The 21,772-nt window shown below is 66.0% G+C and carries 27 protein-coding genes, 2 tRNA genes and 1 other annotated feature; of the genes, 11 read left to right on the top strand and 18 right to left on the bottom strand.

Annotation, left to right across the window (positions count from 1 at the left end):
- Nucleotides 1-34: 34 nt before the first annotated feature.
- Both BFL28_RS03995 and BFL28_RS03990 read right to left on the bottom strand, forming a co-directional pair.
- Nucleotides 35-694 (bottom strand): COQ9 family protein, encoded by a 660-nt coding sequence (locus BFL28_RS03995; RefSeq protein WP_069319319.1) that lies wholly within the window; start codon nt 692-694, stop codon nt 35-37.
- On the bottom strand, nt 691-1,638 hold the full coding sequence (locus BFL28_RS03990) for a DMT family transporter (protein ID WP_069319318.1): 948 nt from the start codon (nt 1,636-1,638) through the stop codon (nt 691-693). Before BFL28_RS03990 ends, BFL28_RS03995 begins: the two co-directional genes overlap by 4 nt.
- Before the next feature lie 58 nt (nt 1,639-1,696).
- Here BFL28_RS03990 and BFL28_RS03985 point away from each other — a divergent pair, with 58 nt between their 5' ends.
- Nucleotides 1,697-2,788 carry an alkene reductase gene (locus BFL28_RS03985; RefSeq protein WP_069319317.1) on the top strand — a complete coding sequence of 364 codons (1,092 nt, stop codon included), beginning with the start codon at nt 1,697-1,699 and terminating at the stop codon, nt 2,786-2,788.
- 22 nt (nt 2,789-2,810) lie between these two features.
- Here the strand turns inward: BFL28_RS03985 and BFL28_RS03980 are convergent, their stop codons facing one another.
- The 8 genes from BFL28_RS03980 to gltX form a co-directional block, all read right to left on the bottom strand.
- On the bottom strand, nt 2,811-3,353 hold the full coding sequence (locus tag BFL28_RS03980) for a GNAT family N-acetyltransferase (protein ID WP_079246911.1): 543 nt from the start codon (nt 3,351-3,353) through the stop codon (nt 2,811-2,813).
- Nucleotides 3,350-3,769 (bottom strand): 6,7-dimethyl-8-ribityllumazine synthase, encoded by a 420-nt coding sequence (gene ribH / locus BFL28_RS03975; RefSeq protein ID WP_069319315.1) that lies wholly within the window; start codon nt 3,767-3,769, stop codon nt 3,350-3,352. The genes BFL28_RS03980 and ribH overlap by 4 nt, the downstream gene beginning before the upstream one ends.
- The gene (ribB, locus tag BFL28_RS03970; protein WP_069319314.1) at nt 3,769-4,950 is read right to left on the bottom strand and encodes a 3,4-dihydroxy-2-butanone-4-phosphate synthase; all 1,182 of its coding nucleotides are present in this window, start codon (nt 4,948-4,950) and stop codon (nt 3,769-3,771) included. The genes ribH and ribB overlap by 1 nt, the downstream gene beginning before the upstream one ends.
- Nucleotides 4,898-5,506, bottom strand: a complete 609-nt coding sequence (locus tag BFL28_RS03965) for a riboflavin synthase (protein ID WP_069319313.1) — start codon at nt 5,504-5,506, stop codon at nt 4,898-4,900. Before BFL28_RS03965 ends, ribB begins: the two co-directional genes overlap by 53 nt.
- 11 nt (nt 5,507-5,517) lie before the next feature.
- Nucleotides 5,518-6,507 (bottom strand): bifunctional diaminohydroxyphosphoribosylaminopyrimidine deaminase/5-amino-6-(5-phosphoribosylamino)uracil reductase RibD, encoded by a 990-nt coding sequence (gene ribD / locus BFL28_RS03960; RefSeq protein ID WP_069319312.1) that lies wholly within the window; start codon nt 6,505-6,507, stop codon nt 5,518-5,520.
- The gene (locus BFL28_RS03955) at nt 6,507-6,860 is read right to left on the bottom strand and encodes a hypothetical protein (RefSeq protein ID WP_069319361.1); all 354 of its coding nucleotides are present in this window, start codon (nt 6,858-6,860) and stop codon (nt 6,507-6,509) included. The genes ribD and BFL28_RS03955 overlap by 1 nt, the downstream gene beginning before the upstream one ends.
- Nucleotides 6,861-6,941: 81 nt before the next feature.
- Nucleotides 6,942-7,613, bottom strand: a complete 672-nt coding sequence (locus BFL28_RS03950; RefSeq protein WP_069319311.1) for an energy transducer TonB — start codon at nt 7,611-7,613, stop codon at nt 6,942-6,944.
- A 104-nt stretch (nt 7,614-7,717) separates the two neighbouring features.
- Nucleotides 7,718-9,058 (bottom strand): glutamate--tRNA ligase, encoded by a 1,341-nt coding sequence (gltX, locus tag BFL28_RS03945; RefSeq protein WP_069319310.1) that lies wholly within the window; start codon nt 9,056-9,058, stop codon nt 7,718-7,720.
- A gap of 82 nt (nt 9,059-9,140) precedes the next feature.
- Here gltX and BFL28_RS03940 point away from each other — a divergent pair, with 82 nt between their 5' ends.
- Both BFL28_RS03940 and BFL28_RS03935 read left to right on the top strand, forming a co-directional pair.
- Entirely contained in the window at nt 9,141-9,608 is a 468-nt protein-coding gene (locus BFL28_RS03940; protein WP_069319309.1) for a hypothetical protein, read from the top strand.
- A gap of 43 nt (nt 9,609-9,651) precedes the next feature.
- Nucleotides 9,652-9,727: transfer RNA gene (locus tag BFL28_RS03935), tRNA-Val, on the top strand.
- An 81-nt stretch (nt 9,728-9,808) separates the two neighbouring features.
- Here BFL28_RS03935 and BFL28_RS03930 read toward each other — a convergent pair.
- The gene (locus BFL28_RS03930; RefSeq protein ID WP_079246909.1) at nt 9,809-10,186 is read right to left on the bottom strand and encodes a hypothetical protein; all 378 of its coding nucleotides are present in this window, start codon (nt 10,184-10,186) and stop codon (nt 9,809-9,811) included.
- 108 nt (nt 10,187-10,294) lie between these two features.
- Here BFL28_RS03930 and BFL28_RS03925 point away from each other — a divergent pair, with 108 nt between their 5' ends.
- The 4 genes from BFL28_RS03925 (at nt 10,295) to BFL28_RS03910 (ending at nt 15,310) form a co-directional block, all read left to right on the top strand.
- Nucleotides 10,295-11,224, top strand: coding sequence for a bifunctional riboflavin kinase/FAD synthetase (locus BFL28_RS03925; protein ID WP_069319360.1), 930 nt, complete (start codon nt 10,295-10,297; stop codon nt 11,222-11,224).
- 72 nt (nt 11,225-11,296) lie between these two features.
- Nucleotides 11,297-14,305 carry an isoleucine--tRNA ligase gene (locus BFL28_RS03920; protein WP_069319307.1) on the top strand — a complete coding sequence of 1,003 codons (3,009 nt, stop codon included), beginning with the start codon at nt 11,297-11,299 and terminating at the stop codon, nt 14,303-14,305.
- Nucleotides 14,306-14,313: 8 nt separating this feature from the next.
- Entirely contained in the window at nt 14,314-14,832 is a 519-nt protein-coding gene (gene lspA, locus BFL28_RS03915; protein ID WP_069319359.1) for a signal peptidase II, read from the top strand.
- Complete coding sequence (locus BFL28_RS03910) at nt 14,825-15,310, top strand: DUF3035 domain-containing protein (RefSeq protein WP_069319306.1); 486 nt, start codon at nt 14,825-14,827, stop codon at nt 15,308-15,310. The genes lspA and BFL28_RS03910 overlap by 8 nt, the downstream gene beginning before the upstream one ends.
- Before the next feature lie 72 nt (nt 15,311-15,382).
- Here BFL28_RS03910 and BFL28_RS03905 read toward each other — a convergent pair whose 3' ends face one another.
- The 4 genes from BFL28_RS03905 to BFL28_RS03890 form a co-directional block, all read right to left on the bottom strand.
- Nucleotides 15,383-16,222: a TorF family putative porin gene (locus BFL28_RS03905; RefSeq protein ID WP_069319305.1), complete on the bottom strand. Its 840-nt coding sequence runs from the start codon at nt 16,220-16,222 to the stop codon at nt 15,383-15,385.
- 206 nt (nt 16,223-16,428) lie between these two features.
- Complete coding sequence (locus tag BFL28_RS03900; protein ID WP_420911752.1) at nt 16,429-16,887, bottom strand: RidA family protein; 459 nt, start codon at nt 16,885-16,887, stop codon at nt 16,429-16,431.
- The gene (locus tag BFL28_RS03895; protein WP_069319304.1) at nt 16,887-17,531 is read right to left on the bottom strand and encodes a hypothetical protein; all 645 of its coding nucleotides are present in this window, start codon (nt 17,529-17,531) and stop codon (nt 16,887-16,889) included. Before BFL28_RS03895 ends, BFL28_RS03900 begins: the two co-directional genes overlap by 1 nt.
- Nucleotides 17,528-17,812, bottom strand: coding sequence for a DUF3572 family protein (locus BFL28_RS03890; RefSeq protein ID WP_069319303.1), 285 nt, complete (start codon nt 17,810-17,812; stop codon nt 17,528-17,530). Before BFL28_RS03890 ends, BFL28_RS03895 begins: the two co-directional genes overlap by 4 nt.
- A 39-nt stretch (nt 17,813-17,851) precedes the next feature.
- On the opposite strand from BFL28_RS03890, the gene BFL28_RS03885 reads away from it, so the two are divergent.
- Nucleotides 17,852-18,214, top strand: a complete 363-nt coding sequence (locus tag BFL28_RS03885) for a response regulator (RefSeq protein WP_069319357.1) — start codon at nt 17,852-17,854, stop codon at nt 18,212-18,214.
- 79 nt (nt 18,215-18,293) lie between these two features.
- On the opposite strand, the gene rpmG is transcribed toward BFL28_RS03885, so the two are convergent.
- The gene (gene rpmG / locus BFL28_RS03880) at nt 18,294-18,461 is read right to left on the bottom strand and encodes a 50S ribosomal protein L33 (RefSeq protein WP_066571778.1); all 168 of its coding nucleotides are present in this window, start codon (nt 18,459-18,461) and stop codon (nt 18,294-18,296) included.
- A 158-nt stretch (nt 18,462-18,619) separates the two neighbouring features.
- On the opposite strand from rpmG, the gene BFL28_RS03875 reads away from it, so the two are divergent.
- The 3 genes from BFL28_RS03875 to BFL28_RS03865 all read left to right on the top strand — a co-directional run bounded on the left by BFL28_RS03875 (nt 18,620) and on the right by BFL28_RS03865 (nt 20,104).
- Entirely contained in the window at nt 18,620-18,940 is a 321-nt protein-coding gene (locus BFL28_RS03875; protein WP_069319302.1) for a hypothetical protein, read from the top strand.
- A gap of 6 nt (nt 18,941-18,946) precedes the next feature.
- Nucleotides 18,947-19,507 (top strand): TMEM165/GDT1 family protein, encoded by a 561-nt coding sequence (locus BFL28_RS03870; protein WP_069319301.1) that lies wholly within the window; start codon nt 18,947-18,949, stop codon nt 19,505-19,507.
- A gap of 99 nt (nt 19,508-19,606) precedes the next feature.
- On the top strand, nt 19,607-20,104 hold the full coding sequence (locus tag BFL28_RS03865; RefSeq protein WP_069319300.1) for a Dps family protein: 498 nt from the start codon (nt 19,607-19,609) through the stop codon (nt 20,102-20,104).
- Between the two features lie 82 nt (nt 20,105-20,186).
- Here the strand turns inward: BFL28_RS03865 and BFL28_RS03860 are convergent.
- Together BFL28_RS03860 and BFL28_RS03850 are read right to left on the bottom strand one after the other, a co-directional pair.
- Nucleotides 20,187-21,418 (bottom strand): IS3 family transposase gene (locus BFL28_RS03860; RefSeq protein ID WP_119184532.1). Its coding sequence is split into 2 segments (ribosomal slippage): nt 20,187-21,127 and nt 21,127-21,418, totalling 1,233 coding nucleotides; the frame shifts between segments, so codons are not numbered across the junction.
- Nucleotides 21,018-21,134, bottom strand: a sequence feature (AL1L pseudoknot). It overlaps the preceding gene by 117 nt.
- Nucleotides 21,419-21,670: 252 nt before the next feature.
- A tRNA-Met gene (locus BFL28_RS03850) sits at nt 21,671-21,747 on the bottom strand.
- Nucleotides 21,748-21,772: the final 25 nt, after the last annotated feature.

Here is a 21,772-nt window from a genome sequence, read left to right as displayed (position 1 = left end):
GACGACGGTGGTAATAAGAAGAAGTCCCTCGCCCTCACCGCGCGTGATAGCGCAGCCGGCCCACGAACCGCGACACGCTGAAGCGATGGTCGCCATTGCCGACCAGCTTCGCCTTGGTATTTTCGAACTGCATGATGTTATCGATCCGCCGCGCCAGGAATGCGCGCGTTTCGGCATGACCCTCGCTGTCGTCGTTCAGGAACACCGCGATCGTCGCGGCATAGATGCCCGCCAGCAGTCCGCGCTTCGTATAATGATTGTAGTCGGTCGCGGTATCGCCCGCGAGCCGCCACATGGCGTCCGCCGATCGCCAGCCGAGCTTCGCCGCGCGCGGGGCATTTTGCGGCATCGCCAGGATGGCGACCGCGCGGCGCAGTGCCTCGCGATTCCGGGCCAACAGGTCCAGCCTCGCCTCGACCAACGCGGTGATCCTGGCGCGGATCTTCATTGTGGCCAGCATCTCGGGCGGAAGCGCGGCGGCCATGCCGCGGTCGATATCGGCAAACCACAAGTCGATCATGCCGACCGCGTCGCCCGGGACCGCCAGCCTGGCCACGTGACGATCGGCCCCGATCGTGCCCGCAGCGCTTTCCACCGCCTTGGCATTCCAGCCGTCAAACGCGGCATTGGGGGCAAGGTGGGAAGCGAGCGCGGCGCGCAGCTCGTCCAGCGTCATGTCGGCGACGTCAGTCATGTTCCCGTTTTAGCCTCCTGCGGAACGCTTGCAACCGGCTTTGCCTCGCGGCGCACCAGTACCAACGCGATGGCGACCAGAAGGGCCCCGAGAAAATCGGGCGCGCCCAGCCGCTCGTCATAGACGATCCACCCAACCGTGCCGGCGATGACCGGCTGCAGCAGGAGTGCGATGCCGACGACCAGCGGCGATAGGTGGCCGAGCGCATAGATCATCAGTCCCTGCCCCACGACCTGACTGGCCAGCGCCAGCCCGATCAGCACCCCCCATTGCTGCGGCCAGATCGGTTCGCCCAACGCCCAGGCAAAGCCGAGCAGCGGCAGTGCGCCGGCAAGGCTCACCAGCGCCAGCGATGCCAGCGGCGACATCGCCTCGCGCGCGCGGCCCATCAGGATGAAGTAGACCGTATAAAGCGTGCCCGCGAGCAGGCTGAGCAGATCGCCCGCCAGATGGTCGGGCGACAGGCTGTACGATCGACCCAGCAGCAACGCTGCCCCGATCGCTGCCAGCCCCAGCGCCACCCCCTGCTGCCGCGTCGGCCAGGCGTGTGCGACCAGGAACCCCCAGATCGGGAACATCAGGATCGCAGAATTGCCGAACAGCGTGGCGTTGGCGAGGGTCGTCTGCAGGATGCCAAGATGCCAGGACGCAAGATCGCCTGCGAACACCACACCCGCAATCGCCAGCGTCCAGCCAAGGCCGCGGGCGTTGCGCAACGGATTGCCCTGCGTCGCCACGACGATCGCGAACAGGAACGGCACGCCGAGCGCCAGCCTCCAGAACCCAGCCGCCACCGGCCCGACATCTGCCGCGCGAACGAACCATGGCCCAAACGCCAGCGCAACATTGCCAGCGATCAGCGCGGCAAAGGGCAGCGCGGTGGATCTTGGCCCAACCGAACTTTGCCGGTGCGCAGTTTTTTTTGGAGGCGCGTGCTCGTGCATCGCGCCCTTAGCCGCCTATCTGTTGCATATTGCAACCCAATGAAGGGGTAGAAATTCGATGCCGGACTTGTTCTCGCCGATCCAGCTTGGCGCCATCGCCGCGCCCAACCGCATCCTGATGGCCCCGCTGACGCGCGGGCGTGCCGATCGCGATGCGGTGCCGACGCCGATCATGGCAGACTATTACGCGCAGCGCGCCGGCGCCGGCCTCATCATCAGCGAAGCGACCGGAATCAGCCGTCAGGGGCTTGGCTGGCCGTTCGCGCCCGGCCTGTGGACCGACGCCCAGGTTGCCGCGTGGCGGCCCGTCACCGAAGCGCTGCACGCCGCCGGTGGGCGCATCGTGGCGCAGCTGTGGCACATGGGGCGGCAGGTGCACAGCTCCGTCACCGGCGAGCAGCCGGTTTCCGCCTCGGCCACGATCAGCCCCGGCCATGTCCACACCTATGAAGGGCGCCAGCCCTATGAGCAGGCGCGCGCGCTTGATCTCGACGAACTGCCCGGCATCCTCGATAGCTATGCCCGGGCGACCGAGAACGCGCTCGCCGCGGGGTTCGACGGGGTGCAGATCCATGCCGCGAACGGCTATCTTATCGACCAGTTCCTGCGCGACGGGTCCAACCATCGCACCGATCGCTACGGGGGATCGGTCGAGAACCGCATCCGCCTGCTGGATGAGGTGACGCAGCGCGTGGTCGCAATTGCCGGTGCGGATCGCACAGGCGTCCGCCTCTCGCCCAATGGCGAGTCGCAGGGTGTCGATGACAGTGCGCCCGAAGCCGTGTTCGTTCCTGCCGCACGGCGCCTGTCCGAACTCGGCATCGCCTTCCTCGAACTGCGTGAACCGGGACCCGACGGCACCTTCGGCAGGAGCGACGCGCCCAAGCTCAGCCCGGCGATCCGCAAGGTGTTCGACGGGCCGCTGGTGGTCAATTCCGACTTCTTCACGCGCGATGCAGCGCAAGCGGCGCTCGACAGCGGCGTCGCCGATGCGGTCAGCTTCGGCCGCGCGTTCCTTGCCAATCCGGACTTGCCCGTGCGGCTGCGCAGCGGCGCGCCGCTCAACGAGGGGAATGTGAAGACCTGGTACAGCCAGGGGCCTGAAGGCTATATCGACTATCCGGCGCTGGCGGAACAGGAAGCGGCCTGAACAGGATCGGGCGCGCCAGCCTTCAGCGGCGCGCCCGGTTCTCGCGCCATTCCGTAGCGCTCTGCCCCCAGGCGTCGACCTGCATGGCGCCGAGCGGCGCCGGCAGCTGCGTCGGTCCGCCATTGGTCGAGCCAAGCCGCTGCGCCAGCCTGCGCGAGCGGACATTGCCCGGCGCGATGGTGTGGATCACCCGGTCCCACCCCAGCACGTCGACCGCATAGTCCATCGCGGCGACCGCGCCTTCATAGGCATAGCCCTTCCCGGCGAATCCGTGTGCCACGCCCCAGCCAATTTCGGTGCCCGGCCAGCCTTCCGGCTGCCAAGGACCAAGTCGCCCCACCCAGCGGCCGCTCGCGCGCTCGATTACGCTGAACATCGAAAAGCCCTTGACGTCCCATGCGCCCGCGGTGGTGCACATCTGGCGCCAGGCGACGCTGCGCTCCACCGCGCCGCCCAGATGCTCCATCGTCTCGGGATCGGCGGAAAATGCCGCCCATGCCTCGAAATCCTCGCCGACCGGGCGGCGCAGGATCAGCCGCTCGGTGAAGAGGATGGGACCGCTCACCCGAATCTGTCGCGCAGCGCCAGCATCGCCAGCGCCGCCTCGGCCGCGCCGCCACCCTTGTTCAGCTGTGCAGGGTCGGCCCGCACGATCGCCTGCGCCTCGTTCTCCGTCGTCAGGATGCCGTTGCCGATCGCGATGCCGTCCATGGTCAGCGCCATGATCCCGCGCGCGCTCTCGTTCGACACGATCTCGAAATGATAGGTCTCGCCGCGGATCACCACGCCGAGCGCGACGAAGGCATCGTAGCGGCCGGTCTCTGCCGCCAGCGCGATCGCGCCCGGCACTTCCAGCGCGCCCGGCACGGTGACCGTGTCGTGGCTATGCCCGGCGGCTTCGATCGCCCCGCGTGCGCCAGCCAGCAGCATATCGTTCAAATGCTCGTAGAAGCGCGCTTCGACGATCAACACCCGCGCCATCAATCTTCTCCCAGTCCGTCGATGGCACGCTCGCCCACAATGCTCAGCCCATAGCCGTCCAGGCCGACCAGCGTGTGGTGCGAGTTGGTGAGCAGCACCATTTCCTCAACTCCCAGCTCGTTCAGGATCATCGCGCCCGAGCCATAGTCGCGCAGCTCCTCCATATCGGACTCGGCGCGAAGGCCCGCCTTGCGCTCGACCGCCATGGTGAAGCTGTCGGCACGACGCTTGCTGATCACGACGATCACGCCCGAACCTTCCTCGCCGATGATCTCCATCGATCGCTGCAGCAGCCGGCCGCGCGGGCCATCCTCGCCGAACATGTCGCCGAAGGGTGAGATGGCATGCATGCGCACCAGCGTCGGCTTCTCGGGATTACGCCGGCCTTTGACCAGCGCCAGCTGTTCGGTCCCTTCCGCCTTGTTCCAAAAGGTCATCACGTTCCACTCGCCGCCCCACCGGCTGGTGAAGGTCGTCACCGCCCGACGCTCGACCAGATGGTCGTGGCGACGGCGATAGGCGATCAGGTCGCGGATCGTGCCGATCTTGAGATTGTGGAGCTGGGCGAAGGCGACGAGGTCGTCCAGCCGCGCCATCGTCCCGTCGTCCTTCATGATCTCGCAGATCACGCCCGAGGGATTGAGCCCAGCGAGGCGCGACACGTCCACGGCCGCCTCGGTGTGTCCTGCGCGCAGCAATACCCCGCCCTCGCGCGCCACCAATGGGAAGACGTGACCGGGCGAGACCAGGTCGCTCGCACCCTTGCCCGCGTCGATCGCCACCGCGACGGTGCGCGCACGGTCGGCGGCCGAGATGCCGGTCGTCACGCCCTCCTTCGCCTCGATCGAGACGGTGAAGGCAGTGCCCATGCTGGTCCCGTTGCGCCGCGTCATCGGCTGCAGGCCAAGCTGGTCGACCCGATCCTTGGTTAGGGCAAGGCAGATAAGGCCGCGGCCATGCCGCGCCATGAAATTGATCGCATCGGGCGTCGCCATCTGCGCCGGGATGACCAGGTCGCCCTCATTCTCGCGATCCTCGTCATCGACCAGAATAAACATGCGCCCGTTGCGCGCCTCGTCGATGATCTCCTCGGGCGAGGAAAGAAAGGCATGGCGCAGCCGCGCCAGCTCAGCTTTGGCCACGGCGGGCCTCCATGCGTTGGAGATAGCGTGCGAGCACATCGATCTCGAGGTTGACGACCTGACCCGGGACGAGCTCGCCCAGCGTCGTGACGGCCTGGGTATGCGGGATCAGGTTGATCGCGAAATGCGCGGTGCCGTCCGGCTGGTCGGTCACTTCGTTGACGGTCAGCGAGACGCCGTCGATCGTGATCGACCCCTTGGGCGCGATAAATGGCGCGAGGCTCGACGGCACCGAAAAGCCGATGCGCTTCGATTCGCCTTCGGGACAGACACCCAGCACCGCGCCGACACCGTCGACATGACCGGTCACGATATGCCCGCCCAATTCGTCGCCCAGCTTCAGCGCGCGTTCGAGGTTAAGCTTGCGCCCCTCGCCCCATTGGTCGGCAGTGCGCGACACGGTCTCGCCCGACACATCGACCGCGAACCAGCCCGGCCCCTTGTCCACCACGGTCAGGCATACGCCCGAACAAGCGATCGATGCGCCCAGATCGACGGTGCCGGTGTCATAGGCTGTCGCGATCCGCACGCGCAGATCGCCGCGCTGCTCGATCCGCTCGATGGTGCCGATGTCCGTGACGATTCCGGTGAACATGCTGTCCGACTCTAATTGCTCGCGCGCTCGTAGACTTCGAGCCGGTCCCTGCCAAGCATCCGTGCATCGGTCAGCTCCCACCGGCCATGTGCATCGGCAAGCGAGGCGAGGCCGATATCGCCCAGCGCCGGCTTGCCCCCACCGATGAGCAGCGGCGCACGATACAGCAGCAGCCGATCGACCAGATCCGCGCGCAGAAAGCTGGAAGCGGCCTGTGCCCCGCCTTCGATCAACAGGTGATCGACCCCGGCGAGCGAGGCGATGTTGACCGGCTGGGGAATGCTGGTCCAGCCCGATTGCGGATTGAGCGACAACAGGATCTTGCGCGGGCTGCGATCCTCCAGGCCGCGCAGCCGCACGTCGAGCCGCGGCGCATCGGCCAGCAGCGTCCCGCGCCCGACCAGGATCGCCTCGTGCCGCGCGCGTTCCAGGTGGCCGTGCGCGCGAGCCTCGGGTCCAGTGATCCAGCGGCTCTCGCCGTCGGCCATCGCGATGCAGCCGTCCAGCGACAGCGCGAGCTTCAGCGTCACGATCGGCCGACCGCGTGCGCGACGGGTGAGGAACCCGGCCATCGACCGCCGCGCCTCCGCCGCCCGGATGCCGTCGACGACCTCGACACCCGCCTCCCTCAGTCGCGCGATGCCACGGCCGTTAGTTCGGGGATCGGGGTCGCCCAGTGCGATCACGGTGCGGCCGATGCCGGCAGCGACCAGCGACCCGCTGCAATCGGGGCCGCGCGCAGAGCCATGCGCGCACGGCTCCAGCGTCGTATAGGCCGTTGCACCACGCGCTTCCTCGCCAGCCTGCGTTAGCGCCATCGCCTCGGCATGCGGGCGTCCGCCAGGCTGAGTCCAGCCGCGTCCGATCACACGCCCGTTCTTAACGATCACACAGCCGACGCCGGGATTAGGCGCAGTGCGGCCCCGCCCCCGCTCAGCCAGCGCCAACGCGGCGCCCATCCAGCGCTCGTCCGCGCCCACATCCCCGCTGCGTCCGGCCATCAGATGCCGTAGGACTTGAGGTTGTCGTCGATTTTCTTCCATTCCAGGCGGCGCTTCTCGGCCTTCGCCCTTGCCTCGGCTTCAACCTTCTCGCGCTTGGCCTGGTCGATCTTCTGCTGCGCGACAATCTCCTCGAGCGACCGGTCCGCGCGCCAGTTCTGCACATAGACGATCTCGCGCTTGTAGGGCCGCTCGAAATACGCGTCCTTGGCCAGCCCCGCCAGGATCAGAACGGTCACGACCAACGCGGCACCCATAAAGCCCCATTGATAGCCATGGCGCATGCGAAGCGTTTCACGCAGATCGCTAAGCGCGCCGCGCGATGAAATCTTGGTCGGCAATCTCAGTCTCATGGCGACAAGATAGGCGCTGATGCCAGCCGGGGCCAGAGCGGACGGTGCCGGGTCCGGCTCGACCGAACCCGACACCCCCGATCAGCGCGTAATCTGGAACCTTACCGTCATCACCTTCCAGCTTTCCACCGGCACGCCGTCGCGAGTCGCCGGCTTGAATCGCCATTTGCCAAAAGCGTGGCGGCGCGTCGCCTCGAAGAAGCCGGGCGTGGGACTCGACAGCTGCTCGACGGCCTTGATCCGCCCGTCGATGCCGATCAGCACGCGCACCTTGACCAGCCCCTCCTGCTGCCGGCGCAGTTCGGAACCGGGATAATCGGGCTGGAAGCTGTCGGCATAGCGCGGGTCGATCTCGGCGCTCGCCAGCACCGGCTGGGGCGGCGCAGGCGGGTCGATGACGATGCCGCCGGCGCCCGATGGCCCCACCGGCGGATCGAAGCCGGGAATCACCGGATCGCGCACGCTCTCCAGCGTCGGGCCGCTTGGCAGCGTTTTGACGATCGGATCGCTTTGCTTGAGCGGCGGCGTGGTCGGCGTCGCTGCCTTCTTCATCGCAACCGGCTCGTCTTTCTGCGGCGGCGGTGGCGACGTGATCGGCACATTGGTGGTCCATAGCGTCGTCTCGTCCGGCCCGCTGACGATCGTGGGGACGGCAAGCACCAGCCCCATCATCAGCGCACCGTTGACGAGCAGCGCGGCCCCCGCGCTGAGCGGGCGCGATGCCCGCGAACCATCATATCGATTGGCGTACATATGGCACTCTCCATTTACCCGGTCTGCGCCGGTAACGTGATGTTACACCATTACATAACTGCTGAAAAGCGAGTTGAAATGTCGTCGCCCGACCCTTGCCTTGTTCAGGCTAACAGGCGCTCGATCGCCCGCTCTCGCCCGATCAGCGGCAGCAGCGCCGCCATATCGGGGCCGTGGTCGCGTCCGGTCAACGCACGGCGCAGCGGCAGAAAGAGCGTCTTGCCCTTGCGCCCGGTACTCGCCTTGAGCGCTCCCGTCAGATTATGCCAGGGATCCACTGACCAGTCATCGATCGCCGCGGCCGTCGCCGCTGCCTCGCGCAGGAACGCAACATCCTCAGCCTCGGGCACCGCCTCGACCGGGCCCTCCACCACCGCCCACCAGTCCGCCGCCTCTGCCACGGTGGCAACGTTCGGGCGGATCGCGTTCCAGCCGGCGGCATCCATGCCAGCCGGCAATCGCGCGGCGACTCGCGTGAATGGCAGCTGGTGGACGATCCGCGCATTGATCTGCGCCAGTTCCGCTTCGTCGAACCGCGCCGGCGCGCGTCCGAACCGGGCGAAGTCAAAGGTTTCGATCAGCGGCGCTGGGTCGGCGACCGGCTCGACCGGCAGGCTGGTGCCAAGCCGGGCGAGCAGCGCGACGATCGCCTGCGGTTCGATGCCGGCCTCGCGGAAATGCTCGGCGCCCAGCGACCCCAGCCGCTTCGACAGCTTGCCTTCGCTGCCCGTCAGCAGCGCCTCGTGCGCAAAGGCCGGCGGCCTCGCTCCGAGCGCCTGGAACATCTGCAGCTGCGCGGCGGTGTTCGACACATGATCCTCACCCCGCACGACGTGCGTGATGCCCATGTCGATATCGTCGATCACCGACGGCAGCAGGTACAGCCAGGATCCATCGGCGCGCCGCACCACCGGATCGCTCATCGTCGCGGGATCGAACTTCTGCGGCCCCCGGATAAGGTCGGCCCATTCGATCGGCGCGTTCGCATCCAGCTTGAACCGCCAGTGCGGCGCGACCCCCTCTGCCCTGAGCCTGGCGTGATCGGCGTCCGTCAGCGCCAGCGCCGCGCGATCATAGATCGGCGGCAACCCGCGGCCGAGCAGGATCTTGCGTTTGAGCTCCAGTTCCTGCTGCGTTTCATATGCCGGATAGACGCGGCCCGATGCGACCAGCTCGTCGAACCGCCGCTCGTAAAGCGCGAACCGACTCGATTGACGCTCCTCTCCATCGACGGCGAGCCCCAGCCAGCGAAGATCGGCGCGAATGGCCTCGACATGTTCTTCGCGCGATCGCTCGGCATCGGTGTCGTCGATGCGCAGCCAGAAAGTACCACCGGTTTTCTGCGCCCACATCCAGTTGTGCAGCGCAGTGCGGATGTTGCCGACATGCAGCCGCCCGGTCGGGCTGGGCGCAAAGCGGGTGACGATCTTTTGCGTGAGAGGCATCAGCGCGCGCTAGCCGATTTCCACGTCGGTGAAAATGCCGCAACCGCTTGCCTTTGTTTCTGTTTTGTTCTCCACAACCGGCATGGCACGACTCGCCCCCTCCGTCTTCCTTGCGCTGTCGATCGTCGAGGCTGCGCGGCTCGCGGCCAAGGCAAATGGCCGCATGCCCCGCACCCGCGCGTTGCGGCTGGCCTTGGCGCACCTGTTCCAGCATGCCGGTGGCGACCGCGCGCCGTATGACGCATTCTGGGCCTGCTACGCGCGCGACTATCCTGAATTGTGGCGCCCGATCGATTCGCAATATCGCCGCAATACCGAACTGGCCGAAGCCTGGGTGGCGATCCTTCGCTCGCTCGATCTACGGGATTCCCCGCAACTGGCCGAGCGGCTCGGGGCCTTCGACGTCTGGCAGGCACGTGAGGAAAAGGCGCTGTTGCAAGGCGCGATCCGCGAAAATCGCCGCATACGCGAATTCGCCAAGGATGCGCGGGAATGTCATTCGCCCAATGGCCAGAACCTGCCGCGCCTGATCCCGGCCAAGCACAATTGATTCCTGTTCAAAAGCGCCTAAAAGCCAGCGCTTCCGGTCATCCGGGCGCTTAGCTCAGTTGGTAGAGCATCTCGTTTACACCGAGAGGGTCGGCGGTTCGAGCCCGTCAGCGCCCACCACTCCGCAGCGTCGGAGATGAAATAGCGAAACTATTTCGCGCCGCCGCCAGGACGGCCAGCGCGGCGCAGCGGGCGCCAACCTCACCCCGCGACGATCGTCGCCTTGTCGCCAGCCAGTTTTATTGTGATGAAGCTCGCGTCGCACACATTCGCGCCGTTCCACACCTGGCTCGACCCGTCGCCGAACGTCGCCTTGATGTCGAATTTGCACTGGCCGCTCGGCTTGTCGAAGTGGACGGTCATGCGCCCCTTCGGCTTGATCTCGCCCCGGTCGGCGACATCTTCGGCCTTGACGTTCGGCTTCCATGCGCCGCTGCCCGCCACGGCGATCTCGACCGTCTTGATCGGCTTGCCGGCGTCGTTGATCAGCACGAAATCCCAGTCTTCGGCCAGCGCAGGCACGGCCGTAAGGGCCTGGGCGGCGAGAGTCAGCGCGCCAAGCGCCATGATGATCCGCATGATAAAGTCTTCCCCTAAGGAACCGCGCGATTATGCGCCTTGCCCTGCCGCTTCGCAAGCGGCAGCCAGCGTTTGTAACGCGCCGCCGCGGCGGCTATGGCGCGCCGCATGGAGCGGCTCGACGGGGCGGCCGAGGTGCCCGCGCACTTGCGCGGTGCCATCGTGGCGCTGGGCAATTTCGATGGATTTCACGCCGGGCACCAGGCTGTGGTGGGCCGCGCCGTCGATCGCGCGCGCGCGCAAGGACGCCCGGCGATCGTCGCGACCTTCGAGCCGCATCCGATGCGCTATTTCAAGCCCGACACGCCGCCGTTCCGCCTGACCACGCTCGACCAGCGCCAACGACTGTTCGCGGCTGCGGGCGCAGATGCGATGCTCGTCTTCGCATTCGACGCGACGCTCGCCGCCCTCACCGCGCGCGATTTCGCGGCGGAGCGACTGGTCGGGCGGATCGGCGCTGCAGGCGTGGTGACCGGGGCGGACTTCACCTTCGGCAAGGATCGCGGCGGCAATGTCGCGGTGTTGGCCGAGCTTGGTCAGGCTCTGAACTTCTCGGTCGATACTGTCGCCCCGGTCAGCGATGCCAGTGCGCCGATCTCGTCCAGCCGGATTCGCCAGGCGCTGGTCGAGGGCAACCCGCGCGAGGCGGCAGCGCTGCTTACCCGCCCCTTTGCCATTCAGGGCACGGTCGAGCCGGGCGCAAAGCTGGGCCGCGAGCTTGGCTATCCCACGGCGAACCTGCGCCTCGGCACCTATCTGCGACCACGCTATGGCATCTATGCCGTCCGCGGGCGGCTGCATGACGGCCGCGTGGTCGATGGAGTCGCCAATCTTGGCATCCGTCCCACGATCAATCCGCCGGTCGAGCTGCTCGAGCCGTATTTCTTCGACTTTTCGGGCGATCTCTATGGCCGCGAGATCGAGGTCGAACTGATCGAATTCCTGCGCGACGAAGCGAAATACGACTCGCTGGACGATCTCAAGGCCGCGATCGCCGCCGATTGCGACGCGGCGCGCGAGGCGCTGCGAATTAGCTAGCCCCTCCCGCGCCGTGCGGGAGGGGCTTGGCGCTTTCACCCTTCACCGCTTTCCTCTAATCGGCGCAAACCCATGACCGAAACCAACGACACCGCCCGCGCCCAGGCGCCGGACTATCGCGACACCGTCTTCCTGCCGAAGACCGACTTTCCGATGAAGGCCGGCCTTGCCGCCAAGGAACCGGCAATCCTCGAACGCTGGGCCAAGATCGGCCTGTACCAGCGGCTACGTGAGCAGCGTGCCGGGCGCGAGCGCTTCATCCTGCACGACGGCCCGCCCTATGCGAATGGCGACATTCACATGGGCCATGCGATGAATAAGATCCTGAAGGACATCATCGTGCGCAGCCAGAGCCTGATGGGCAAGGACGCGCCCTATGTCCCCGGCTGGGACTGTCACGGCCTCCCGATCGAATGGAAGATCGAGGAAGCGTACCGCGCCAAGAAGCTGAACAAGGACGAGGTGCCGCCGGCCGAATTCCGCGCCGAATGCCGCGCCTATGCCGCCAAATGGGTCGGCGTTCAGCGCGAGCAGTTCGAGCGGCTGGGCGTGATGGGCGACTGGGACGATCCTTATCTCACCATGAAGTTCGACGCCGAGGCGACGATCGCGGGCGAATTGCTGAAGTTCGCGACAAGCGGCCAGCTCTATCGCGGCGCTAAGCCGGTGATGTGGTCCCCGGTCGAAAAGACCGCGCTGGCCGAAGCCGAGGTCGAATATGAGGATGTGATGTCGACGCAGATCGACGTCGCGTTCGAGATCGTCGAGGCGCCGAATGCGCCGGAGCTGGTCGGCGCGCATGCCGTGATCTGGACGACCACGCCATGGACGATCCCGGTGAACCAGGCGCTGAGCTATGGGCCGGATGTCTCTTACACGGTGATAGATTTGGACGGCAAACGAGTAGTCGTCGCCAGTGATCTCGTTGAGCCTTTCCTCAAGCGGGCCGAAGCGGATCGGATCACTGACAGTAACCAGCGCTGGGTGAAGCCAAGTGGCATCCGGATAGTCGGCGAGGGCGCTTTCGCCGGCGCCCTCGCCCGCCACCCAATGCATCATCTCGGCGGCTTCTTCGCCAAGCCGCGTCCGTTTCTCCCCGGCGAGTTCGTCACCACCGACGCCGGCACCGGCCTCGTCCATATGGCGCCCGATCATGGCGAGGACGATTTTCTGCTGTGCAAGGCGCACGGCATCGACCCGGTCTTCGCGGTCGATGGCGCGGGCATGTACCGCCCCGGCTGGCTGTGGCTTGGCGGGCAAGGCAGCGTCATCAACAAGAAATTCGTCGCATCCGACGGCCCGATCTGCACCGACCTGCGCGAAGCAGGCGCGCTGCTCGCCGCCTCGGACGATTTTGCGCACAGCTATCCGCATAGCTGGCGCTCGAAGGCGAAGATCATCTTCCGCGCGACGCCGCAGTGGTTCATCCCGATGGACGGCACCAAATCCCTCTCCCACCGGGAGAGGGAGGGAGCCGCCGAAGGTGGCGGAAGGGTGAGGGCAGAAGCCGACCTGCCCCCAACCTCCCACTCGACTGCGTCGAGCGGACCCCTCCCTCTCCCGGGGGGAGAGGGGGCTCCACCACGCGACATCGCCGCAGAACTCCCCAGTTTCGCCGGCGCGGCTGGCTTCGGCCCCGTCGTGAACCCGTCCAACAACCCCACGCTGCGCAACCTCGCGCTCGACGCGATCGAGCGCACGCGCTGGGTGCCCGAACGCAGCCAGAACCGCATCCGTTCGATGGTCGAAGGCCGCCCCGACTGGGTGATCAGCCGCCAGCGCGCCTGGGGCGTGCCGATCCCGCTCTACGTGAACCGCATCACCGGCGATTATCTCCGCGACGAAGCGGTCAATGCCCGCATTCTCGACGCCTTTCGTCAGGGCGGCGCGGACGCGTGGTTCGGCGCGGATCATCAGGCGCTGCTCGGGTCCGATTACGACCTCGCCGATTATGAGGTGGTCAACGACATCCTCGACGTGTGGTTCGACTCAGGCTCGACCCACAGCTTCGTGATCGAGGCGCGCTACGGTGAGGGCACCCGCGCCAACCTCTATCTCGAAGGGTCCGACCAGCATCGCGGCTGGTTCCAGTCCTCGCTGCTCGAAAGTGCCGGCACCCGCGGCCGCGCGCCCTATGACGCCGTCCTCACCCATGGCTTCGCGCTGGACGGGCAAGGGCGGAAAATGTCGAAGTCGCTCGGCAACGTCGTCGATCCGCTGAAGGTGATCAACGAAAGCGGCGCCGACATCCTGCGCCTGTGGGTCGCGCAGACCGACTATTTCGACGACGTTCGCATCGGCAAGGAAGTGTTGGGCGGTACCGGCGACGCGTACCGCAAGATCCGCAACACCTTCCGCTACCTGCTGGGCGCGCTCGACGGCTTCACCAATACCGAGAAGTTGCCCGTCGGCAAGATGCCCGAGCTTGAGCTCTACATCCTGCACAAGCTCGGCGCGCTCGATGTCGAGCTGCGCGCGGCGGCCGAAGCGTTCGAATTCAACCGCTACGCTCGCGCGCTGTCGGATTTCATGAACGAAGACCTGTCGGCCTTCTTCTTTGATATCCGTAAGGACTGCCTCTATTGCGACGCGGCCGACAGCGTGAAGCGCCGCGCCTATCGCACCGTGCTCGACACGCTGTTCCACGCGCTGGTCCGCTACGCCGCGCCGATCCTCGCCTTCACGGCCGAGGAAGTGTGGCAGACGCGCTATCCGTCCGACGACGGCTCGGTCCATTTCCTCGAATGGCCTGACTTGCCCGCCCTGCCCGGCGACGATGCGGTCAGCACCGAATGGGCCGATATCCGCCGCCAGCGCGAAGCGGTGACCGAGGCGATCGAGCCGCTGCGCCGCGAAAAGACGATCCGCTCCAGCCTGGAAGCGAACGTCACCGTGCCGGAAATGCTGCGCCCGGCGGCCGAGCTGGCCGAAGTGTTCATCGTCGCCGATGTGACCCAGCTGGACGGCGCGGTCACGGTCGCGCGGACCGATCATCACAAATGCGGCCGCTGCTGGCGTCTGCTGCCCGAGGTTGAAGCGGACGGCGCGCTGTGCCACCGCTGTGACGACGTCGTTTCCTGATGAGTGACATGAACCGTAACCGCACGCTAGGCTTCGCGATCGCCGCGCTGATCTTCATCGCCGACCAGGCGATCAAGGCATGGGTGGTCGATGGTCTGGGGATCGCTCAGGCCGGCGATTACAAGGAAATCCTGCCGTTCTTCGACTTGCGCTTCGTTGCGAATATCGGCGTGTCGCTGGGGCTACTGGCGGCAGAGACCAACGCCATGCGCTGGGTGCTGGTCGCCTTGACAGCGCTGATCGCCGGCGGCGTGGCGGTGTGGATGGTGCGTGAGAAGAACCGCGGCGACATGCTGGCGCTGGCGCTGGTCCTGGGCGGCGCGCTCGGCAACATCGTCGATCGCGTGCGCTTTGGCTATGTCGTCGATTATGCCGATCTGCACTTTGGCGAATGGCGCCCTTTTTTGGTCTTCAATGTCGCCGATGCTGCGATTACCATCGGCGTCGTAATCCTGCTCATCCGGGCGCTGTTCGTGCGTGAGAAGAAACCGGCCGAAGCTGCCCCTGTGGAGAATGCAAATGCGTAAGTCTTTGGCCGTCCTTGCCCTGGGCAGCGCGGCGACCCTGCTCGCCAGCTGCGGAAGCGGCGGCATCGCCAATCGCAATCGGCCGGACGAATTTGCGGTGGCGCGTCAGGCGCCGCTGGTGATCCCGCCTGACTTCGCGCTGCGGCCGCCGCAGCCGGGCGCGCCGCGCCCGCAGGATGCCGGCGGTCCCTCGCAGCAGGCGCTCGAGGCGCTGTTCGGCGGATCGGCGCCGCGCAGCGCATCGGAAACGGCCGCCGTCCAGGCTGCGGGCGGCGCCAGCGCTGCCGACGCGGGCATCCGCTCCTCGGCGGGGAGTCCCGGCACAGCCGTGGTCGACAAGGGCAGCACGACTCGCGACATCGTCGCCGCGCCGCAAGGCGATGGCCGGGACGCACAGACCGGCGCCGGCACCGCGCCCGCAGCCCCCGCTCCTGCTCCTGCTCCTGCTCCGACGGCAACGCCATCGCCGCAGGACTGATCGCTGCTTTAGCGCGAATGAAAGGGGCGCCGGAATTGCTTCCGGCGCCCCTTCTGTTTGTAGTGCGTCAGCTCAGAACGCGGCGGTGAGCGAGACCACGATCGTCGACCCGGCTATGTCGCCGCCGGTCGACTTCTGGAAATTCGGCAGCAGATAGGCGCTTTCGGCGCGGCTGATGTCCGTGTCGATGTACGACACGCCCAGCGTCAGCCCCTTGAACGTCACATCCGCGCCCAGCGTCCAGTCCCAGTATTTGCCGGTCGGCGCGATGCTGGTGCCGTTCGGCCCCAGGCCGCTATTGCCATCCGAATAGCCGATATGGCCGCGCAGGCTGATCGGCGAGTTCGGCACCGCCACGACGGCGTCGCCCGACAGATAAAGATTGTCTTCCTTGTCGCCCGGGAAGCTCGGCGTGCCCGCAACTGCGGCCGCGCCGCTCGGATACACACGGCCCAGCGCTTCCTGTGCCGGGGCATAGGCGACACCGGCGGTCAGGGTCAGCGGACCGGTGGTGCCCGACAGCTTGACATAGGGTTCGAAGAAGTCGGTCGTGTCGAGGCCACCCGGATACATGTAATAGGTCACGCCGACGTCGATCGCGCCGCCGCCGACCGGCGCCTTGAACCCGGCGATGATGTCAGTCTCGAGATTGGCGCCGAGGAACGTGCCCCAGCCGGCGAGGTTGGAGCCCCAGAAACCGACATAGAAGCCGCTTTCATGGCTGACGGTAACGCCGCCCTGTATCGCCACTTCCTTGTCGGTCTGGGACACGCCGCGGAAGCGATAGTCGGATGCGATGCCGACGCTGCCGGACACGGTGATTGCGTCGGGCGCTTCGGCTTCCTGCGCGAACGCAGGAACTGCAGTGCCGGCAAGCAGCAGTGCGCCCAGGGTGAGCTTGATGATACGCATGGGATCCCTTTCGTAAATACGATTGGTCCCAACCTGCAGCGACGGCGATGCCGATTGGCTCTAAGGCGGGCGCCCCGGCCGGCTTATCGTCCGTCGTTACAGTGTGATTGCATCATCCGCTGCGCCGCACAATGACCTTTCGCACTGGCGCCAAATTGGCACCTCGCTGTTGCGCGTCCGCAACAGCTTGGTCGCAAATGCAACGGCTATCGTACCGCGATGATCGCGTCGACCTCGACGGCTGCGCCCCGCGGCAGCACCGCCACGCCAACCGCACTGCGCGCGTGGCGTCCAGCCTCGCCGAACAGCTGCTCCATCAACTCCGACGCCCCATTGGCGACCATCGGCTGATCGGTGAACGCCGGTGCCGAGTTGACGAAGACGCCGAGCTTGACGATGCGCTCGACGCGATCAAAGCCGCCCAGCGCCTTTTCGATTTGCGCCACGAGCATCAGGCCGCAGCGTCGGGCGGCCGCCTGGCCATAAGCCAGATCGCGATCCTCACCGAGGCGACCGGTCATCACCACGCCGTCCTCGAACGGCAGCTGCCCCGATATGTGCAACAGCCCGCCTGCCTCCACCGTCGGAACATAGGCAGCGACCGGTGCCGCCGCTTCCGGCAGCGTCAGGCCCATGTCGGCAAGTTTGGCATGAACGTCGATCATCAATTCTCTCCCAGGGCTTCAACTAAGGGTGCCGGCTCGCCCGCGGCGAAGCGAGCGGCGATCCAGCGCCGCGCCTCTCGCCAATCGTCGATTCGGACATGCGCGTGCGGCGCGGGCGGGACGGATGCCGCCATCGCAGGCTCGGCTACCATATGCAGTCTGAAGACATGCGGGGCCGCGCGAGCGACAGACTCGTGATGCTGAGGCAGGTCGTCAACGAACACGACCACGCTTGCACCGAACTCTTCTGCAAGGCGGGCCACGGGCCGCCCCTTACCACCCTGATTGCACTCCACGCGGTGCACGATGCCATGCTCGGCAAGTTGCGCGACACGGTGCTGCTGGCAATGATCCTGCAAGTTGGTCAGCACGACGATGTCGGCGACGTCCGCCAACGCGGCGAGCGCTTCGCGCGCATGCGGTACCAGCGTCTGACGACCCATCTGCGCCGGGAAGAAACCGTCGAGATAGCCCCACATCGCGTCGGCCGTCAGCGTGCTGCCGTCGCGCGGCCGCATCGCACGGCTCCAGTCGTGGTGCGAAAGGCCGAATTCGATGTCGTGCGCCTCGTCCAACCAGCTGCCGAAGTGGCGAACCATGTGAAGCAGGACTTCGTCGCAGTCAGTGATCAGCAGCGGTTTCATGCGCGGTCCAGCTGGCGGTGGGCAGCAACCAATGCGGCAGGACCGCTGCCGATCGCCTCGGCGCAGGCGATCAGATCCGGTTCATGCGCCTCCAGGAAGCGCAACACCGCGCTCAGCACGCCCGGATCGGCCGCACGAGCGCGCAGGTCGTCCGGTTCGAGGCCGGTCGTGTCGAGCAGTCGCTGTGCACGCCCAGGTTCGGATACCGTCCAGCCCAACGCCGCCAACGCCAGCGTTAGCGCCGTCGCGTCCTGCGCCGCATTTGTCTCATTGCCCTGCATCGCCTAAAGCAACCATGTCCTGTTGGTCGAAAGGTGCGCGTGGCAAAAAGGGTGCTGGTTGTCGAGGACAACGAACTTAACCTAAAGCTTTTCTGCGACCTGCTGCGCGCCCATGGCTATGAAACCGCACCAGTTCGCGACGGGCGAGAGGCGGTATCGACAGCGCGCACCTTTGCGCCCGACCTCGTCATCACCGATATTCAACTGCCGCACATATCGGGGCTCGACATCATCGGACGGATGAAGAGCGACGGCATGTTGAAGAAAGTGCCGATCATGGCGGTAACCGCCTATGCCGGGCAGGACGACGAAGCGAGGGTCCGCGCAGCGGGCGCCAACGCCTATGTGACCAAGCCCATTTCGGTCATGCGCTTCGTGGAAGAAGTGCAGGCACTGATCTGAACGCAACAAAGGCCGCCAGGCAGAACGCCCCGCGGCCCGTCGCCTCAGTCGATCGCCGCATGACGCGACGATACCCGACTTACTTGATCTTGGCTTCCTTGAACTCGACGTGCTTGCGCACCACCGGGTCATACTTGCGGAAGCTCAGCTTCTCGGTCTGCGTGCGCGGGTTCTTCTTGGTGACATAGAAGAAGCCGGTGTCAGCCGTGCTGACGAGCTTGATCTTGACGGTAGTCGGCTTGGCCATCGCCCGGTTCCTGATTCGCTAAAACAATAAAGCGGCCGCACTGGCAGCCGCTGTCTGGTCAGCGCGCATGCCCGCCGCAGCGTGCGATGTCAAGGCTTGGGCACGATTAGGCGAGGCTTAACCATGCTACGCGCATGCTCGCCCCTCTTGCTGGGGGAATGGCGATGACGGAAGGCGGGCACGAGGCAGCACATGCTGAACTGTTACAGCGAATCGGTTGCCTCAGCGCTACGCTGAGCGACTGCCCCGCCAGACAACTTGCGAGCGACCTCGATGTGATCCGGCGGCTGGCGATCGCCAGCGGACTTGGCGCGATGACGCCGATCATCCACGCGCTTGAGGCCGCACTGGCACGCGGGGAGCGTGGGTCGCATCTGACAAACGGCTTTGCGCTACTGCACGACGCGATCCAGTGCGGCAACGACCCCCGCGGTATCGCGGCCCTGGCGGCAGTATGCAGCCGGCGCATGGTGGGCTGATCGAACTTGGACGCGCTGGTTCCAGCTTTCGTCGCCGCCTTGCTCATTCAAGCTGGCGATCGAGCGGCGTGGCTGGCAGCGATCCTGGCCGATCGATACCGAGCACCGCTGCGCGTCGCGTTTGCCGCGCTGCTGGCACATGGTGTCGGCAACGCGATCGCATGCGCCGGTGGAATGCTCGTTGCGCCGCTGCTCACCCCCAATGCAAAACAATTGCTGCTGGCCTTGGCGCTCGGTTTTGCGGCGCTTGGCTCGCTTGGACGGTTAAAATCACCCGATCGGCTTGAGGGCTGGCGTCTTGGTGGAGCGGCCACTGCGTTCATCGGAATCTTCATCCTCGCGCTTGGAGACTCCACCCAGTTCCTGACATTCGCCATCTCTGCCCGATCAGGATGGCTGGCCGCCGTCGGCGCGACGTTCGGCGCCTTCGCGGTCGCGCTCACAGCGGCCTTGCTCGGCGAACAGGCGTGGCGACGGCTACCGCTTGCCGTTGTACGGATCGGTTTCGGATTGCTCGCACTCGGCGCCGCCGCGATCAGTGCGGCAAGCGCGCTGCGTCTGATCTAGTCGTGCGATCACACTGATCCGACTTTCTCATAGCGCCGTATGGAGCAGAACCGCTCAGGGTTCGTTACAAGGGCGAACCAACCAACCTGGGATTGAACGATGGCTGACCCCAATGCGGCGCTGAAGACCCCGACGGACCTCAACCGGAATGACACGCGTACCGTGGCCGATGCGCTCAACGGCATCCTCGCCGACAGTTTCGCGTTATATTTCAAGACCAAGAACTTCCATTGGCACGTATCTGGGCCGCACTTTCGCGACTATCACCTGATGCTTGACGACCAGGCTGCGCAAATCCTGGCGACGACTGACGTCATAGCCGAACGAGTACGCAAGACCGGCAACACCACCCTGCGTTCGGTCGGCGACATCGCCCGGCGGCAGACGATCAAGGACAACGACGCCGATTTCGTATCGCCAGCCGACATGTTGAACGAACTGCGCGAGGACAATCTGGCGCTCGTTGCGGCGTTGCGAGAAGCCAAGGAGATTGTCGACGAGGCGAAGGACAATGCCACCAGCGGCATCCTCGACGAGTGGACGGATCAGGCAGAGGAGCGGGCCTGGTTCCTCTTCGAAACCAGCCGCAAGGGTTGAGGGTGGTGCGGGCGGCGAGCACATCGGCGCCCTGAAGCCGATGTGAACCGCGCCGGGTTTGCCGGAGGCCGTTGGATGTGAGTCACGCCGCCATATCGATGATGTCCGCGGCAGCATAGTATTGCTCCTCGGCTTCGGCAGGCGGGATGTTGCCGATGGGTTCGAGCAGCCGGCGATGGTTGAACCAGTCCACCCACTCAAGGGTAGCGTACTCGACTGCTTCGAAGTTGCGCCACGGCCCGCGCCGGTGGATCACCTCGGCCTTGTAGAGGCCGTTGATCGTCTCGGCCAAAGCGTTGTCATAGCTGTCGCCGACGCTGCCGACCGAGGGCTCGATCCCGGCCTCGGCCAGGCGCTCGGTGTACTTGATCGATACGTATTGCGACCCGCGGTCGCTATGATGGACCAGGCCACCGCGATGAACCGGTCGGCGATCATGGAGCGCCTGCTCGAGCGCGTCCAGGACGAAGCTGGCATGCGCCGTCCTGCTGGCGCGCCAGCCGACGATACGGCGGGCATAGGTGTCGATGACGAAGGCGACGTAGACGAACCCCGCCCAGGTCGCGACATAGGTGAAGTCCGACACCCACAGCATGTTCGGCGCCGGCGCACGGAACTGCCGGTTCACCCGGTCGAGCGGGCATGGCGCTGCTCTGTCGCTGATGGTGGTAAGGACCGGCTTGCCGCGGATCACGCCGGCCAGGCCCATCGCCCGCATCAGGCGGGCAACGGTGCAGCGGGCGACGTCGAACCCTTCGCGCCGCAGCTGCCGCCAGACCTTGCGCACGCCGTAGACGCGGAAGTTCTCCTCGAATACGCAGCGCACCTCCGGCCCAAGCGCATCATCACGCCGAGCCCGAGCCGACCTCTTGGTCGGCTCAATCCTTCTGGCTGTGTGAGCATGATAGGTCGACGGGGCGATCGGCAGAACCCGGCAGATCGGCTCGACCCCGTACACCTTGCGATGCGCGTCGATGAACGACACCATCACCTCGCTCGGCGGTCGAGCTCCGCCATCGCAAAATATGCGGACGCCTTGCGCAGGATCTCGTTGGCCTGGCGCAGTTCGCGGTTCTCCCGCTCCAGCGCCTTCATCCGGTCGGCGACGTCGCTCGGCACCCCGGCGCGCGTGCCGCTGTCGACCTCGGCCTTCTTCACCCACTCGTGCAGCGTCTGGCCCGCGCACCCGATCTTCGCCGCGATCGACACCACAGCCGCCCAGCGCGACGGATGATCCTTCTCGTGGTCCAGCACCATCCGCACCGCCCGGGCGCGTACCTCAGGTGAGAACTTGTTCGTCGTCTTGCTCGTCATAGCCCCTTCCTCTCAGGAGTTGGGGCCTCCGATAAACCCGGCGCGGTTCAAACTCATCGCGAGCAGGCTGCAAGGTCGCGCCCTCGAGTTTGAGAGCGCGCGCGGCGACAGCCTGTAGGTCGGCGCTTGGATCATGAGGCGCGGAAGGTCGACGCATCTGAACGCGTGAGGCTGCTCGCAAGGCACCCGCGCATATGCGCCAAACGCGCAGAAGCCCCCCGGAGGTATCTCTCCGGGGGGCTTCTGTAATATTGGTTGCGGGGGTTGGATTTGAACCAACGACCTTCAGGTTATGAGCCTGACGAGCTACCGGGCTGCTCCACCCCGCGCCAAGGATCTGGCGTAGTGCCAGAA

The sequence above is a fragment of the Sphingomonas turrisvirgatae genome, assembly GCF_001721295.1.
Classification (GTDB): Bacteria; Pseudomonadota; Alphaproteobacteria; order Sphingomonadales; family Sphingomonadaceae; genus Sphingomonas; species Sphingomonas turrisvirgatae.
This window is presented reverse-complemented; position numbering and strand designations above follow the sequence as displayed.